The organism is Nocardioides sp. S5, assembly GCF_017310035.1.
GTDB lineage: Bacteria > Actinomycetota > Actinomycetes > Propionibacteriales > Nocardioidaceae > Nocardioides.
The window spans coordinates 3,422,648-3,438,756 of record NZ_CP022296.1; the positions used below are offsets into that span (position 1 = coordinate 3,422,648).

General features: G+C 72.8%; 13 protein-coding genes and 1 other RNA gene. 7 read left to right on the top strand and 7 right to left on the bottom strand.

Annotated elements, in window-relative coordinates; all coding sequences use genetic code 11:
- Position 1: 1 nt before the first annotated feature.
- Positions 2-2,428: an excinuclease ABC subunit UvrA gene (gene uvrA, locus CFI00_RS16980; RefSeq protein ID WP_207082238.1), complete on the bottom strand. Its 2,427-nt coding sequence runs from the start codon at positions 2,426-2,428 to the stop codon at positions 2-4.
- Between the two features lie 110 nt (positions 2,429-2,538).
- Here uvrA and CFI00_RS16985 point away from each other — a divergent pair, with 110 nt between their 5' ends.
- The 5 genes from CFI00_RS16985 (at position 2,539) to CFI00_RS17005 (ending at position 7,870) form a co-directional block, all read left to right on the top strand.
- Positions 2,539-3,900 (top strand): hypothetical protein, encoded by a 1,362-nt coding sequence (locus tag CFI00_RS16985; RefSeq protein ID WP_207082239.1) that lies wholly within the window; start codon positions 2,539-2,541, stop codon positions 3,898-3,900.
- A gap of 9 nt (positions 3,901-3,909) precedes the next feature.
- The gene (locus CFI00_RS16990; RefSeq protein WP_207082240.1) at positions 3,910-4,782 is read left to right on the top strand and encodes a cobalamin-binding protein; all 873 of its coding nucleotides are present in this window, start codon (positions 3,910-3,912) and stop codon (positions 4,780-4,782) included.
- A gap of 115 nt (positions 4,783-4,897) precedes the next feature.
- Positions 4,898-5,464 (top strand): SigE family RNA polymerase sigma factor, encoded by a 567-nt coding sequence (locus CFI00_RS16995; protein WP_242532453.1) that lies wholly within the window; start codon positions 4,898-4,900, stop codon positions 5,462-5,464.
- 1 nt (position 5,465) lies between these two features.
- Entirely contained in the window at positions 5,466-6,617 is a 1,152-nt protein-coding gene (locus CFI00_RS17000; protein ID WP_207082241.1) for a hypothetical protein, read from the top strand.
- Positions 6,618-6,682: 65 nt separating this feature from the next.
- Positions 6,683-7,870 (top strand): glycoside hydrolase family 6 protein, encoded by a 1,188-nt coding sequence (locus CFI00_RS17005; RefSeq protein ID WP_207082242.1) that lies wholly within the window; start codon positions 6,683-6,685, stop codon positions 7,868-7,870.
- Positions 7,871-7,877: 7 nt separating this feature from the next.
- Here the strand turns inward: CFI00_RS17005 and CFI00_RS17010 are convergent, their stop codons facing one another.
- Positions 7,878-8,369 (bottom strand): GNAT family N-acetyltransferase, encoded by a 492-nt coding sequence (locus tag CFI00_RS17010; protein ID WP_207082243.1) that lies wholly within the window; start codon positions 8,367-8,369, stop codon positions 7,878-7,880.
- An 89-nt stretch (positions 8,370-8,458) separates the two neighbouring features.
- Here CFI00_RS17010 and CFI00_RS17015 point away from each other — a divergent pair, with 89 nt between their 5' ends.
- Positions 8,459-10,570, top strand: a complete 2,112-nt coding sequence (locus CFI00_RS17015; RefSeq protein ID WP_207082244.1) for a glycosyltransferase — start codon at positions 8,459-8,461, stop codon at positions 10,568-10,570.
- Between the two features lie 13 nt (positions 10,571-10,583).
- Positions 10,584-11,870, top strand: coding sequence for a glycosyltransferase (locus CFI00_RS17020; protein ID WP_207082245.1), 1,287 nt, complete (start codon positions 10,584-10,586; stop codon positions 11,868-11,870).
- Between the two features lie 6 nt (positions 11,871-11,876).
- Here the strand turns inward: CFI00_RS17020 and CFI00_RS17025 are convergent, their stop codons facing one another.
- The 5 genes from CFI00_RS17025 to smpB all read right to left on the bottom strand — a co-directional run bounded on the left by CFI00_RS17025 (position 11,877) and on the right by smpB (position 16,088).
- The gene (locus CFI00_RS17025; protein ID WP_242532454.1) at positions 11,877-12,368 is read right to left on the bottom strand and encodes a GNAT family N-acetyltransferase; all 492 of its coding nucleotides are present in this window, start codon (positions 12,366-12,368) and stop codon (positions 11,877-11,879) included.
- 115 nt (positions 12,369-12,483) lie between these two features.
- Positions 12,484-12,853, bottom strand: a transfer-messenger RNA (tmRNA) gene (ssrA, locus tag CFI00_RS17030).
- Positions 12,854-12,929: 76 nt separating this feature from the next.
- Entirely contained in the window at positions 12,930-14,690 is a 1,761-nt protein-coding gene (locus CFI00_RS17035) for a hemolysin family protein (protein ID WP_207082246.1), read from the bottom strand.
- 35 nt (positions 14,691-14,725) lie between these two features.
- Positions 14,726-15,604, bottom strand: coding sequence for an amidohydrolase family protein (locus CFI00_RS17040; RefSeq protein WP_207082247.1), 879 nt, complete (start codon positions 15,602-15,604; stop codon positions 14,726-14,728).
- A 4-nt stretch (positions 15,605-15,608) separates the two neighbouring features.
- Positions 15,609-16,088 carry an SsrA-binding protein SmpB gene (gene smpB / locus CFI00_RS17045; protein WP_191196367.1) on the bottom strand — a complete coding sequence of 160 codons (480 nt, stop codon included), beginning with the start codon at positions 16,086-16,088 and terminating at the stop codon, positions 15,609-15,611.
- Positions 16,089-16,109: the final 21 nt, after the last annotated feature.

The following is a 16,109-nucleotide window of genomic DNA, read 5'->3' on the forward strand; positions in this document are numbered from 1 at the left end:
GTCAGGCCAGGTGCCGGGCCAGGTAGGACCCGGTGGCGCTGCCGGGTGCTGCGGCGATGTCGTGCGGTGTCCCGGTGGCCACCACCGTGCCGCCCCGGTCCCCGCCGCCGGGGCCGAGGTCGATGACCCAGTCGGCCGTGGCGATGGTGTCCAGGTCGTGCTCGACGAGCACCACGGTGTTGCCGGCGTCGACCAGCCTGTGGAGCTGGCGCAGCAGCAGCGCGGTGTCGGCGGGGTGCAAGCCGGCGGTGGGCTCGTCCAGCAGGTAGAGCGCGTGCCCGCGCCGGGCGCGCTGCAGCTCGGTCGCGAGCTTGATGCGCTGCGCCTCGCCGCCACTGAGCTCCGTGGCCGGCTGGCCCAGGCGGAGGTAGCCGAGACCGACCTCCTGCAGGGTCTGGAGGCTGCGTGCCGCGGCCGGCACGTCGGCCAGCGCGTCGGCCGCCTGCTCGACGGTGAGACCGAGCACGTCGGCGACGGTCAGGTCGTGCCAGGTGACCTCGAGTGTCTCGGCGTTGTAGCGCGCGCTGTGGCACGTCGGGCACGGCGCGTAGGTCCCGGGGAGGAAGAGCAGCTCGACCGAGACGAACCCCTCGCCCTGGCAGGTCTCGCAACGACCCTCGGCGACGTTGAAGGAGAACCGGCCCACGCCGTAGCCGCGGGCCTTCGCCTCGGGTGTGGCGGCGAACACCTTGCGGACGGCGTCGAAGAGACCGGTGTAGGTCGCCAGGTTGGACCGTGGTGTGCGACCGATCGGACGCTGGTCCACCCGCACGAGACGATCAAAGGCCTCGATTCCCGTTGCCTCGTCCACGTCGATCTCGAGCTCGCTCTCCTCGGCATCGTCCGGGGCCTGGCCGAGGTGGCGGCGTACGAGCTCGGCGAGCACCTGGGTGACCAGCGTGGACTTGCCCGACCCGGAGACACCGGTGACCGCCGTGAGCACGCACAGCGGGAGGTCGACCGAGAGGTCGGTCAGGTTGTGCCTGCTGATGCCGCGCAGGTGGAGCCAGCCGTGCGGGGTGCGGCCGTGGCGCTCGAGCGGAGCCACGCGGCCGAACAGGTGGGCCCCCGTCACCGACTCTGCGACGTCCTCGAGCCCCTCGACCGGTCCGGAGTAGAGCACCTGTCCCCCGGCCTCGCCCGCGCCCGGGCCGATGTCGACGATCCAGTCGGCCCGACGGACGACGTCGAGGTCGTGCTCGACGACGAACAGCGAGTTGCCCGAGCCCTTCAGGCGGTCGAGCACGTCGAGCAGCGGCGCGGCGTCGGCGGGGTGCAGCCCGGCGGACGGCTCGTCGAGCACGTAGACGACCCCGAAGAGGCCCGAGCGCAGCTGGGTCGCGATCCGGAGCCGCTGGGCCTCCCCGGGCGAGAGCGTGGTGGAGCTGCGGCCCAGCGCGAGGTAGCCGAGTCCCAGGTCGAGGAGCACCTCCACCCGTTCGACGACGTCCGCGCAGAGACGCACCGCGACCTCCGTCTCGCCCTCCAACGGGCGCAGCAGGGCCGCGAGCTCTACGAAGGAGAGGGCGTTGGTCTCGGCGATGCCCAACCCCCGGAAGGTCACCGCGAGGGCCTCGGGCCGCAGCCCGGAGCCGTGGCAGACCGGGCAGACGGTGCTGCGGACGAAGCGCATCGCCTTGTCGCGCATCATCTGGCTCTTGGTGTCGGCCAGCGTGTGGCGCACGTGCTTGCGCGCGCTCCAGAAGGTGCCGTGGTAGTCGCGCCCGGTCGTGTCGTCGGCCTCGCCGCGCCGGTCGATGAGGACGCGCGGCTGCTCGTCGGTGTAGAGCAGCCAGTCGCGGTCCTTGCGGGACAGCTCCCGCCACGGCACGTCGACGTCGATGCCGACCGCCCTGGTCACCCGCAGCAGGTTCTTGCCCTGCCAGGCGCCGGGCCAGGCCGCGATCGCGCCCTCCCGGATGCTCAGCGACTCGTCGGGCACGAGGAGGTCCTCGGCGACGTCGTGCGCCTGTCCCAGTCCGTGACAGGTGGGGCACGCTCCCGCGGCCGTGTTCGGCGAGAACGCCTCGGCCGCCAGTCTCTCGGCTCCCTCCGGGTAGGTGCCGGCCCGCGAGTAGAGGATCCGGACCAGGTTGGACAGCGTCGTCAGCGTCCCGACGCTCGAGCGCGAGCTGGGCGCGCCGCGCCGCTGCTGGAGGGCCACGGCCGGTGGCAGCCCGGTGATCTCCTGCACGTGCGGAGCGCCGACCTGCTGCAGCAGGCGACGGGCGTACGGCGCCACGGACTCGAAGTAGCGCCGCTGAGCCTCGGCGTAGAGGGTGCCGAAGGCGAGGGACGACTTGCCGGACCCGGAGACGCCGGTGAAGGCCACCATCGCGTCGCGTGGGATGTCGAGGTCGACGTCGCGCAGGTTGTTCTCGCTCGCCCCGCGGACGTGGACGAAGTGGTCCGTCGGGTCATGGGTCACCCGGCATTCCTACCTCGTCGGGGAACTGACGCGCGCGCGGGGCAACTTTCGCCCGCTACGGTGCGTCTGATCCGCTGACACCACATCACGTCACTTCCGGGGAGACCTCCATGATCCGCACGCGGGCGCTCGTCGCATCGGTCCTGGCCGCCGGACTCACGACTCCGCTGACGGCCGTCGCACCATACGCCGCCGCGGCCCCCGGCGCCGCGCAGTCCACGGTCGCGTCGAGCGCTGCTGCCGCACCCGTCCTGCGGAAGTTCGTGGCCTACGGCGACGAGGCCGTGTGGACACCCAAGGGAAGCCGGCTCTTCCTGAGCTTCGAGGGTCGTCGTGGCGACCTCGTCACGACGAATCGCTTCGCGCGGCTGTTCTCCCGCGGGCGGGCGGTGCGTCCGGCCTGGGAGGACAGCGACCTCCACCGGTTGCCGCGCAACGGGCGCTTCACCTTCCGGGTGCCCGCCAACCGGTTCGCCCGGCAGGAGGTGAGCCTGGTCAAGGCCCGCGTCCACGACCTGGCCGTCGACGGCCGAGCGCTCCGCACGTCGAACCGCCGCGGCTACATCGACCTCGCGGCGATGCGCCTCCGTCGTGGCGACCGCGTGACCGTGGACAGCGGCCGCGACGAGCAGCGGGTCTACCTGCCGGACGGGACCTCCTGCGTCGGCTACGGCGGGCCCCTGCTGCTGCGCCCCGGACATGACATCCGGGTGGCAAACGACGTCTCGGCCGTCTGCGACGAGGCCCTGCCGGGCCGGACGCTGGTGCGGGTGCGCTCGGGCCGTCGCGTCACCGCCGCCCGCGCCGTCGAGGTGGCCGCGCAGCCCGACGGCGCGCCCGTCACCGTCTCGGCCGAGCGCCGCGCGCTGCGCGAGGTCGTCCTCACCTTCGACGGGGCGGCCGACGACCTGGTCTACGTCGACGACATCACGGGTGCGCGACTCAGCGACGGCGACAGCGCGCTCAACCGTTGGGGCGCCACGCACCCGGGGTTGATCAGCCATTCCGACGGCGGGTCCGAGAGCTTCGTCATTCGCACCTCTGGTGCGACCGAGGTCTCGACCGTGACCGACGCCGTGCGCGGCTCGCGCACCGCCACCGTCCGCCTGCGCAAGGGCATCCGGGTGGCGGACCTCGTCACCGACGGCCCGGCATTCGACATCGCCCTCGACGGCTCCGGGACGCGCCTCTACTCCTTCGCGATCGGCACCGGGCGCCGGCTGGAAAGCACCTCACGAGACCTGGGCGCCGACGAGGGGTGGTCGGTGGAGCTGGGTTCCCGCTCCCCCTGGACCTGCGGACACGAGCCCGGTGGGCCGATGGGATGCGCTGACAACGGCTTCGCCGCGGTCTCCGCGTCAGTGCCTGTCGCGACGTCGTACTTCTTCCTGCGCGAGCCGGTCGCGGTCGCCCTGCCCGCACCCGGGGCCACCGGCACGGTGAGCCTGCGACTGGTGACCGCCAGCCCCTAGGCTCGCGGGATGCGCATCGTCTCCCTGATCCCGTCCGCGACGGAGATCCTCTTCGCGGTCGGTGCCGGGGACGACGTGGTCGGGGTGACCTTCGAGTGCGACCACCCGCCCGCGGCGCGCGAGCGGCGCGTGGTGTCGACCTCGGCGATGCCCGAGGGCCTGACGCCCAAGGAGATCGACGACTTCGTCGGGGCTGCGATGGCGGCCGGCGAGGACCTCTACCGCCTCGACGCCGGCGCGCTCGCCGAGATCGACGCCGACCTCGTGGTCACCCAGGACCTGTGCGCGGTGTGCGCCGTGGACGTGTCCACCGTCGACGACGCCCTCTCCCACCTCGGCTGCCGGGCAGAGGTCGCGACGATCGACCCACACATCCTCGACGACGTGCTGGGCTCGATCACCGAGATCGGCCGGCTGACCGGCCGGGAGTCCGGGGCCGCCGAGGTGGTGCGCTCCCTCGAGGAGCGTCTGGCCGCGGTGGCCGAGCGGGTCGCCGGTCGAACGCGACCCCGGGTGCTGGTCCTCGAGTGGACCGACCCGCCCTTCGCGCCGGGGCACTGGATCCCCGAGATGGTCGAGCGCGCCGGCGGCGAGCCCACCATCGGCGTCACCGGCGCGAAGTCGACCCGGATCACGTGGGACGACGCCACCGGCTCGCAGCCCGACGTCGTGGTGTGCGCGCCCTGCGGCTTCGACCTCGCGGGCAGCGCGGCGCTCGCCGAGGACGTACGCCACCGCTTCCCCGGCGTGCCCGTCTGGGCCGTCGACGCCGACGGGCAGTTCGCCCGCCCGGGCCCGCGGCTCGTCGACGGGGTCGAGGTGCTGGCAGGCATCCTGCACCCGGAGGTCCAGGAGCCCTCGCCGGACGCCCGTCAGGTCTGACGCCCCGACCCTGACGAGGCGTTGAGCACGGCCCAGGCGATGAGCTCGTCCAGGCAGCGGATCGATCAGATCCAGACCGGACGCAACCTCATGGCGACATCGGGAGTCAGGAGAGGTGGACGGCACCGCTGTGGTGCCGGGTGAGGCGGGGGTGGGGATGTTCTCGGCGACCGACACGCAGGTGCCCTCGTTCGAGGAGTACGCCGCCGTCTCGTGGCCACGGCTCTACCGCAGCGCCTACCTGCTGGCGGGCAACCACGCGGATGCCGAGGACCTCGCACAGCAGACGCTGATCAAGGCCCACGGCGCGTGGGGCAGGGTGCGCGCCTCGGACTCGATGGACGCCTACGTGCGGCGGATCCTCACCAACGCCTTCCTCTCCTCCAAGCGGCCCCGAGGGCGACGGCTGGAGCTGCTGACCGACGCGCTCCCGGAGTCCACCGCGACCGCCGGGAGCCCCGACGACCGGATGGCGCTGTGGCCGCACGTCAGGGAGCTCCCGCCGCAACAGCGTGCGGTGGTCGTGCTGCGCTACTACGAGGACCTGAGCGAGGCGGAGATCGCCGAGACGCTCGGTTGCTCGCGCGGCACCGTGAAGTCCACCGCCCACCGCGCGCTCAAGAGCCTGCGGTCCGCGCTCGACGACCAGGACAGACTCGACTCCGAAGGGAGGGAGGGCTGACATGCACGACGACATCGAGACGATCCTGACCCGCGAGCTGCGTGAGGTCGCCGACGGCCTGGACGTCCCTGCCCGGCCGCACCTGCCCGCACGACCGCCGTCCCGGTTCCTCTGGGCTCCACTCGTGGCGGTGGCCGCCGCTGTCCTGGTCGCGCTGGTCTTCCTGGTCGCCGACCCGGCGGGTCGGAGCGCCAGGCTCGATCCGGCCCCGGAGCCGACCCCGCAGCCGACCGAGGTGGTCACCGACGACGCGACCGATCCGCTGCCGACGGAGGTGCCCACCGGGCAGCCCCGGGTGCCGTACGTCCTCGACGGCGTCGTGCACGTGGGAGGGGACTCGTTCCCCGGGGACTCGTCCCCCGGCTACTACGAGGTCGACGGCACGACGCAGGGTTGGTTGGCGGTGGAGCCGCCGTTCGTGTGGGCGTGGAGCAACGGTGGAGCACCGAACGTGCTGGACGTCGCCCTCGAGCAGCCGCCCGTCGTGTCACCCAACGGTCAGTACGTCGCCTACCTCTCCAGCGAGGGCGACCTGAACGGGTTCGAGACCGCACCGGCGGGCGAGGGGATGGGCCTCCCGGTGCCGGTCCCCGTCCGGGACGACGACGGGGTCGGCACCCGCATCGGGGCTGTCACCGACGACGGCTGGGTGATCGCGAGCGGCCGGGGTGTCGGCGTCCTGTGGCGCCCCTTCGACGGTGCCGACCCGGTCGACCTGACCCGGACCGCTCCCGGCCAGCTGGTCTGGAAGGCGACGGACGCCGGCCTCGTGGTGGTCGACGGGACTGACGGCTCCCGCGACCCGGCGGACGGCCGCGTCTACCTCGCCGACATGAGTGCCGACGGCGAGCTCGTCGAGATCGCGGAGCTGCCGAATTTCGGGATCGCCGACGTCTCCAGGGAGTGGGTGGCATGGGCGCGGGCGGACGTGGTGTCGGGTGACGTCCCTGAGTACGAGGAGATCCAGGTCCGCGACCTCGACGGCGAGCGCGAGGGCGTACTGGCTCCGCCGCGGGGGTGGCGCTTCGTCAACACCGCCTTCACCTTCGAGGACGACCAGTTCCTCGTCGCCCGGGTGACGGACGGGCAGCAGGAGCGGATGGTGCGCTGCAGCCCCGCGCTGCAGGAGTGCGTCCTGCTCGGGGCCCCCTGAGCCAGCGGCCCGAAATCGCGAAAACACCGACACCGGTCGACGCGCTCGCGCACCATGGGCGGACCATGCTCCTCGCCCCGCTCGTCCGCGCCCTCGCTGCCACCGTCCTGGTGGCGGCGCCCCTGGCCGTGCCGGGGGCGAGTCCCGCGGCACCGGCCCCGACGGTGTCCGACGCTGCACCGGCCCCGGCGCGTACGTCGTCGCTCCCGGTCTGGCTCGCACCCGTGAGCCCCCACGCCGAGAACCCGACGAACCCGCTCGCGGGACGGCTGTGGGGCGTCTACGAGGGTCCGCAGGACCAGGTGTGGCGACCCTTCACGAAGGCGACCGGACGCAAGCGGGAGGCGCTCGCCGTCATCGCCGAGCGACCCCGCACCAAGTGGTACGGCGCGTTCGTTCCCGACCACCGCATCCGCACGACGGTGACCGGCTACATCGCGTCCGCTCAGGACGGCAACCCCGAGACCCTGGCGCAGATGGCCGTCTTCCGGATGAAGCCGTGGGAGGGCGAGGCCTGCAAGCGGCCCACGACGCCCGCCGAGGCGGCGAGCTACCGCGCCTGGATCACCGAGCTCGCCGCGGGCATCGGCAGCGCGCACACGCTCGTGGTGATGCAGCCCGACGGACCGTTCCTCCTCTGCGCGCCGGACCGTGCAGTGAAGTCCGAGCTGCTCACGTGGGCCACCCAGACGCTGAGCGCCCTGCCGAACACCAACGTCTACATCGACGCGGGCGCGGCCGACTGGTGCGAGAACGGGACCGCGCAGGAGTCGTTCCGCTGCGCCGAGATCCTGAAGCTGTCGGGCATCCAGTACGCCCGCGGCTTCGCGCTCGACTCCACCCACTACGCCGGCCCGGTCGAGAACATCGACCGCGGCAGCGAGATCCTGGCGCTGCTCGAAGCCGACGGCTACGGCGAGAAGCACTTCATCGTCGACACCGCGAAGTCCGGCCGGCCCACCCTGTGGCGCGACATGGTCCCGGCGACGAAGAGGGACCTGAAGGACAACGCGCGCACGTGCCGGACCCGGACGATGGAGCGCTGCGTCACCCTCGGGATCCCGCCGACCCCGCGCCCCGCCGACCCGCAGTGGGGGTTGCCGCCCGAGCAGCGCGCGGTCGCCGCGAAGTCCGTCGACGGCTTCGTCTGGTTCGGCCGCCCGTGGCTCTACAACCAGGCCGACCCGTTCGTGGCCCGTCGCGCGCTCGACATGGCCCGGACGACGCCCTGGACGGCCACCGGCCCCCGCTGACGACCCGTCAGCTCCTCTCGTCGCGGACCAGCACGTCGAACGGCCGTCCGTCGCGACGGGCGGCGAACGAGCCGACCACCTCGAACCCGAGCGACTCGACCGTACGCCGCGCGCGGGCGTTGAAGGACGCGACCGTGACCCGGAAGGCGGCAGGCGCGAACCGCGCGCGCCCGAAGTCGAGCCCGGCCGCGATCGCCGCCCTGCCCAGGCCCTGCCCGGTCAGCGACGGCCTCAGGCCTCCCCCGGTGTCCAGGGCGGAGTCGTCGTAGTCCCAGCCGGGCACCCGGCCGTCCGGTCCGAAGGACCGGAAGCCGATCAGCTCATCTCCTGCCAGGACCGCGTGGAAGCCCAACGCCGGGTCGAGCAGGTCGTCGGGCTGGGCGTCCGCCATGTCGTAGACGCCGTACGGCGCGGCGTAGCGCCACGTGACGATGTCCTCGGCGTGCGCGCGGGTCAGCGGCGCGATGCGGATGGACGCGAGGTCGACGGGAGGAGGCACCCGCGCATGCTCCCACCAGGTCCGCGGCGGACTGGTCCAGACCAGTCGATCGCAGCCATCCGATGTCGCTTCGGCACCGAACACCGCACATGACCCAGTCTCTGCAGCGCGCTCTCGACGAGGTCCAGCAGGCGCCGTTCGTCGTGGACGTGCTGCGCAGCGGGGATCGTCTGGCGGCTGCCGCGGGCGGCGAGGGCGGGGCGGACGCGGTCCGCCTGCTCGCCTCGGTGATCCAGGAGCCCGACGAGCTGACCGCGATCGCCGCCGTGCACGCACTGGCCCGGGTGTTCGACGACGGCGCGGACGCCGTGCTGACGGAGCTGCTGTCGCATCCCCGGCCCTTCCTGCGGGAGCACGCGAGCTGGGCCCTCCAGCGGCGTCTTCCCCGCATCGATGCGATCGGCAGGCTGGTCGGGGTCGTGGTCACCGGGGGGTTCTCCGGCGTCCTCGCGCAGCGCACGCTCGGCCAGTGGGGCGTCTGCGCGCCCGAGCAGGTCGCCCTCGCCGTCGAGGGTGCGCTCGCCGGTGCGTCCGGTCCGTCGGTCCGCGGCCGGCTGGTCGAGACCCTCGGGCTGGTGCCCGGCCCGCTCGCCGGCCGCGCGTTGCTCGCGCACGCCACCGATGCCCACGAGCACCCCGCGGCACGATTGGCCGCCGTCGCCGCGCTCGGCGACCGCCCGTCCGACGCCGCCGCAGTCGAGGTGGTCCGTGACCTGGGCACGGCCGAGGGTGACCTGGGCGACGTGGCCCGGCTCGCCGCGATCGACCTCGGCCTCGACGCCGTCGAGCACGGCGAGTCCCGGACCGGCCTGACCGTCGCCCAGCTCTTCCTGCACGCCGACATCGACCGCGACATCAGCCGGGCGGGCGCCGGCGACAACGGAGGGGTCGCGACCCTGCTGGTCCGGCTGGGCGACGCGCTGGCGACGGGGTCGGGTGTCGGCCGGGTGCTGACCCTGTCCCGCGGCACCGCACGTGACGCCCTGGAGGCGCTGGCACCGGCCGACGGGCACTTGCTGACCCCGGTGCCCCTCCTTGCCGAGGCCACCTCCGCCCCGCAGGCATGGCCGTCGCGGATCGCGGCCGAACGGGGAATCCGTCGCGTGCTGCGCACGCACCGCGCCGACGTCCTGCACCTGCGGATGGCCGAGGTGGGCAGCCTGGCAGCCGCCGACGTGGCCCGCGAGCTGGGCATCCCGGTGGTGTTCACCCTCGCGCCCGACCCGCACGCCGTCGTCCATGCCCTGGACATGACCGGCGGCCTCCATCGGGGCAACTTCGGCACCGAGGACGAACGCGAGCACTACTGGTTCCGCGCCCGGCTCGTGCAGCGACTGGCCGAGGACTCAGCCCACGTCGTCCTCTTCCCCCGCCCGGAGCTCCAGCACGACATGCGCGAGCTGCTGGGCCTCGACGTGAACGGGCAGCCCGGCAGGTTCACCGTGGTGCCGGAGGGCATCGACCTGCGGGTCAGCGCAGCGGCCGCCGCCGAGCTGGAGCGACCCGGAGCGCCCGGATCGGCACTGGCCGAGCTCGACGTGCTCGTCGCCGCGCTGCCCGAGCACCGCCGGGGGCTGCCGCTGGTCATCAGCGTGGGGCGCCTGCACCGGGTCAAGGGGATGGCGACGCTGGTCGAGGCCTGGGCCGGTGATCCGGAGCTGGCCGAGCGGTGCAACCTGCTCGTCGTCGGCGGGGACCTCGCCGACCCGTCCCAGGACGAGCGCGAGCAGCTGGACCGCATCGCCGAGGTGCTCGCACGGTTCCCCGGTGCGGCCGACGGCCTGCTGATGCCCGGCCACCGCCCCAACGACGTCGTCGCGGTGTGGCTCGCGGCCGCTCGCGAGGGTCGGGCGGGCGGCATCGGCCCGGCCGGGGTCTACGTCTGCAGCAGCCTCAAGGAGGAGTTCGGCCTGGCCCTCCTGGAGGCCCTGGCCTCCGGCCTGGTGGTGGTGGGTCCGGCAGCGGGTGGTCCGGCCACCTACATAGACGACGGGGTGACCGGGATGCTGGTCGACACCCGCCGGCCCGACGAGGTGGCCCGCGCGGTCAAGGCGGCCTTCGACCTCGCCACCGCGCCGGACCAGGCCGACAGGATGAGCCGGGCCCGGGAGCGGATCGAGGCCGACTTCACCGTCCAGGCGATGGCCGAGCGGCTGAGCACCATCTACGCCGGCGCTGTCCGGACCGCCGCTCGCTCGTGACAGCGTTGCCCTCATGACCCTGTTGGTGATCAGCCCGGACTACGCCTCGCACCTGTTGCCGCTGGCGACCCTCGCGACGGCCTGGCGCGACGCCGGCGAGTCGGTGGTGGTGGCGACCGGGCCGGCGACCGCGGGCATCGTCGCCGACTTCGGCTTCGACCGTGCCGACCTGGTGCTGGGCCGCGGCTCGAACCCCGGTGTCATCCGGGCCGAGGAGCAACCACCCGGTGAGGACCGGGCACTGCGTGGCTTCTTCGACGCCACCCGGCGCGGCATGGTGGCGACGCTGCGCTACCAGGCCGAGGTCCGGCGCAACGACCTGCTGTGGGACCCGGTGGGACGGGCCCGCGCCGTCCTGGACGTCGTCGACCGGGTCAGGCCCGACCAGGTCGTCGTCGACCACCTCGCGTTCAGCGCCCGTCTCGCGCTCGTCGCGGCGGGCGTCCCGCACGCCGACGTCGTCCTCGGCCACCCGTCCGCGCTCCCGGTCGGCGACGAGGTGTACGGCTACCCGACTGCCTGGCCGGCCGCCCTCGACGCTCCGGAGCCCGAGCTCACCGCGCTGCACCGGCTGTGCTGCGAGGTCCGCGACGCCTTCACCGAGGAGTGGAACGCCGCCATGCACGTGCTCGCACCCGGCGTCGCGCCGTCGCAGGACGCGTTCGCGGAGCACGGCGACCTGCTGCTGCTGAACTACCCGGCGGCCCTGCACGACCCGGCTCGTACGGCGAAGCTGTCGCCGCACGCGTTCCTCGGGTCCGCGGTGCGGGCCGAGCCGGCGGACGACGACGTCCGGGACTGGCTGGCGGCCGACGACCGGCCGGTGGTCTACGTGAGCTTCGGCAGCTTCCTCTCGGCACGCGGCGACGTGCTGGCGACGGTGCTGGAGGCGCTGCGCCCGCTCGGCCTCCGGGTCGCAGTGGCGACCGGTTCCGCCACCGGGCTGCCGGACGTCCCGTCGGACTGGCTGGTGCGTGCCTACCTGCCGCAGGTCGCGCTGCTGGACCGCGCGGCGGTGGCGGTCACGCACGGCGGCAACAACAGCGTGACGGAGGCGCTCACCGCCGGGGTGCCGATGGTGGTGCTGCCCTTCTCCACCGACCAGTTCGCGGGGGCGGCGGCGATCGAGGCCGCCGGGCTGGGGGTGGCGCTCGCCCCGAACACGGCGACGTCCGCGGAGCTGACTGCCGCCGTGCGCGCCGTCCTCGACGGCCCCGCGCCGCGCCTGGCCCGCACGCTCGGCGAGGAGCTGCGCCGGGAGCCCGGCCGCGACGTGGCCCGCGCCGCCATGCTCGGCTGAGCGGTCCTACAGCTCCAGCTTGAAGCCCTCGTGCGAAGCGGTGAACCCGAGTCCTGAGTAGAAGCGGTGCGCCTCGGGGCGCTGCTTGTCGCTCGTGAGCTGGATCAGTGCACAACCGCGACGCGCAGCCTCTCCCCTCGCCCACAGGAGAAGGGCCCGCCCCAGACCGCTGTTGCGCAGGTCGGCGTGGACCCTCACCGCCTCGATCTGTGCTCGGAGGGCGCCGCGACGTGCGAGTCCCGGGAGGAAGCTCAGCTGCATGGTGGCCACGACCTTGCCGTGCCTCTCGGCCACCAGCAGCAGGTGCGCAGGGTCCGCGTCAACGGCCGCGAAGGCGTGGAGGTAGCGCTGCAGCCCGCCCGAGTCATCATGACCGTCCCGTGATGCGCCCAGCCGGTCGTCCGCCAAGAGCTCCACGATGCTCGGAACGTCCTCGATGACAGCACGCCGCAAGCTGGCGGTGCCGTTGGTCGTTCGGAGTGCTGCCAGTTCGGTCACGTCCCCGATGGTGCCCTACCCACGACAGCGAGCAGGTGGGCGTCATGGTCCTGACGCACGAGAGCCGCCCCGACGGGTGTCGGGACGGCTCTCGTCAAGAGGGCTGCGCGTGCGTGCGTGGAGCTGCGGGGAATCGAACCCCGGTCCTCGAGCGTCGATCCAGGTCTTCTCCGGGTGCAGTCCGTGCTGTCGCTTTTCTCGGCCTCGGTGCTCCCACGGACAGGTCACCGACAGGCTCAGTCAGGATTGAGTCCCGGCCGCCCCTCCTGACAGAGAGCGACCAGCAAGTCTCCTAGATGAGGCCTGGGTCCGGGACGGAGACGGGTGCCCGGTCAGACCCTTCGATCACTGCTCAGGCAGCGAGAGCGAAGTCGTTGCGATTGGTGTCGGCAACTGTGTTTTCCAGCGGTCGTTTACGAGATGACGCTGGCTTCTCGACCCGCTTCTCCTGGAACTAACGTCCCAAGTCGAAACCGATCAGCCCCTCTTGTGTTGTCAAGCAGACCGGTGGCGCTGGCCTGCACCCACAGTCTACGTGCCTCAACCGACCGGCGGCGAACGCTATTCCGCCGCGAGCACCGGGTCGCTGTGCCACTCGCCGTCGTCGAGGCGCCAGACCTGGCGATCAGGACCGGACGGGAGCGCGTGCGGGACGCTGCCGGTGTCGAAGGCGAGCCCACGCTCCGCGATCGCGTGGCGGTAGGCCGTCCAGGCGGTGCGGTGGTCGCGCTCGATGACCGCCTTCTCCTCGGACGTCGCCTGCGGTGGAATCACCATCACCTCGGCCGGGACGTCGAGGTCCGCGGACTCCTCCCGGCCGTCGGGGGTGATGACGAAGAGCCGCTCGCTCGTCATCCGGTGGTCCGCGCGCACCAGGAGGCCCCCGTCGGGCTGCCAGCGGAAGCGCACGAGCCAGCCGTGCCCGTGGACGTGGCCGTCGGCGCGGCTCGCGACCGCCTCGTCGGGCAGGAAGAGCCCCCACACGGCGAAGTGGCGGGCGAAGGCGACCTGCTGGGCGCCCAGGTGGGCGTCGCCGACCTCGGCGGGCACGCCGGGTGCCACGGGCTCGTGGACGCGTACGCGCGTGATGCGGTGCCCGTCGACCTCGGCCACCTCGAGGGTGTGCTCGCCGACCGGAACCTTGTCGCCCACGTCGGCCATCCGGGCCAGGCGGTGGAGCACGAAGCCGGCCACCGTCTCGTACGGCCCGTCCACCAGCTCGACACCGGTGCGCTCGCCGAACTCCTCGATCGTCAGGCCCGCGTCGACCGTCTCGGGGTCGGCGGAGGCGGCGATCTCGGCGTCGCGGTCGTACTCGTCGTGGATCTCGCCGACGAGCTCCTCCATCAGGTCCTCGAGGGTCACGATGCCGTCGGTGCCGCCGTACTCGTCGACGACCAGCGCGATGTGGGCGCCCTGGCTGCGCAGCTGGTCGATCGAGGGCAGCACGCGGTTGGTGCGCGGCAGCACCGGCAGGTCGCGGACGATGTCGCCCACCGTGGTCGCGTGGTCGTCGGCGCGGCCCAGCACGTCTCGCAGGTGGAGGTAGCCCAGGATCTCGTCGAACGACTCCCCCGTGACCGGGTAGCGCGTGTAGGGCTCGGTGACGATCACCGCGACCGCCTCGGCCAGCGTGAGGTCACCGGCGAGGAAGACGACGTCACCGCGCGGCTTCATCACCTCGCTCAGCGAGCGGTCGCCGGCCTCGAAGACGTCGTCGACGAGGCGGCGCTCGCCCTCGGGGATGTTCTCGTGGCCCGAGATCATCATCCGCAGCTCCTCCTCGTCCACCTCGTCGCCTGCGGCGTCGGGGTTGCCGCCCAGCAGCCGGACGAGCAGGTTGGTCGAGAGCGAGAGCAGCCAGATGACGGGCGTCATGACGGTGGCGAAGCGACCCAGCGGCGGGGCGAAGAGCTTGGCCACGCCGACCGAGCGCTGGAGCGCGAGCCTCTTGGGCACGAGCTCACCGAGCACGAGCGAGAGGTAGGACACCACGAGGGTCGTCACGACGAGCGACACCGTGTCCGGGCCCGGCAGGCCGAGCCCCTCGAAGACCGGCGCGAAGGACGGCGCGAGCGTCGAGGCGCCGAAGGCGGCGGAGAAGAAGCCCGCCACCGTGACGCCGATCTGCACTGCCGAGAGGAAGCGGTTCGGGTCGCGTGACAACGAGGCCACCGAGTGACCACGGCCACCCTCGGTCTCCAGCCGGTCCACCTGTCCCGAGCGCAGCGAGACCAACGCGATCTCGGTCGCGGCGAACACACCGCCCACGAGGATGAACGCGAGGACGAGCAGGACGTCGATCCAGGTGCCGGGTTCCACGGCACGAACCTATCGGCGGAACCTGAGAGGGGCCCTCATCCGAGCAGGGCCTCGGTGTTGGTCCAGCACACCGCGCGCAGCCACTCCTCGCCCAGGTCGAGCCGCTCGAGCGCGTCGAGCTGGGTGGCGTAGGGGTAGGGGATGTTGGGGAAGTCGCTCCCGAGGTGGACCCTGCCGGCCAGCCCGAGATCGCGCAGCCGCGGCAGCAGCTCGGGTGGGTAGGCGCCGCCCATCTCCTCGAAGAACGGCGTGAACGCCATCGTGGTGTCGAGCGCGACCCGCTCGTGGGCCTCGGCGAGGGCGAGGAACTCGGCGTACTCCGGTGCGCCGGCGTGGGCGATCACCAGTCGCAGCCGCGGGTGGCGCGCCAGCAGCGCGGCGACCGGCGCGGGACCGGTGTGCTCAGTGGGGACGGGCCCGCTCCCGGCGTGGAGCACGACCGGGGTGCCGGTGTCGGCGACGATCCCCCACGCCTCGTCGAGCAGCGGGTCGGTGACGTCGAACGCGCCGACCTGCACGTGGACCTTCCAGACCTGCACCCGGTGCGGCGACGGCGCGGAGCGGGAGGCGACGTACGCCGCGACGCCGGGCTCGGGGAAGAACGTCCCGCACACGAGGGCCTCGGGCACCCGTGCGGCGAAATCGGCGGCCCAGTCGTTGAGGAACTCGGCCATGTCCGGCCGGTGGGCGTAGGGCAGGGCGGTGAAGCGGCGTACGCCGAACGAGCGCAGCGTCTCGACCAGCGCCTCGTCGTCGTCGCGGTAGTGCAGCGGCCACGGACGTCCGATCAGCGGCCCGGCGGCGTCGAACTGCGCGCGCACCTTGGCCATCACCCGCGGCGGCAGGAAGTGGGTGTGCAGGTCGAGCAGGCCCGGGAGCCCGAGCGACCCGGCGAACGCGACGGGGTCCCTCATCGGGTCAGTCCCGGTGACCCTTGAGGCGACGCTGCACCGCCTCCACCTTCTCGCGGTTGGCCGTGCGCTCGGCGAGGGTGTGGCGCTTGTCGTAGGACTTCTTGCCCTTCGCGAGCGCGATCTCGACCTTCGCGCGGCCGTCCTTGAAGTAGAGGGCGAGCGGGACGATCGTGTAGCCCTTGTCGGTGATCTTGCGCTCGATCTTGTCGATCTCGGAGCGGTTGAGCAGCAGCTTGCGGCGGCGGCGCGCGGAGTGGTTGGTCCAGGTGCCCTGGCTGTACTCCGGGATGTGCACGCCGAGCAGCCATGCCTCGCCGTTGTCGATCTCGGCGAAGCCGTCGACGAGGGACGCGCGGCCCTGGCGCAACGACTTCACCTCGGTGCCCATCAGGACCAGCCCGGCCTCCCAGGTGTCCTCGATGTGGTAGTCGTGGCGGGCCTTCTTGTTCTGCGCGACCATCTTCTGGCCCTGCTCCTTCGCCATGGAGCCATTCTCTCAGGCGGT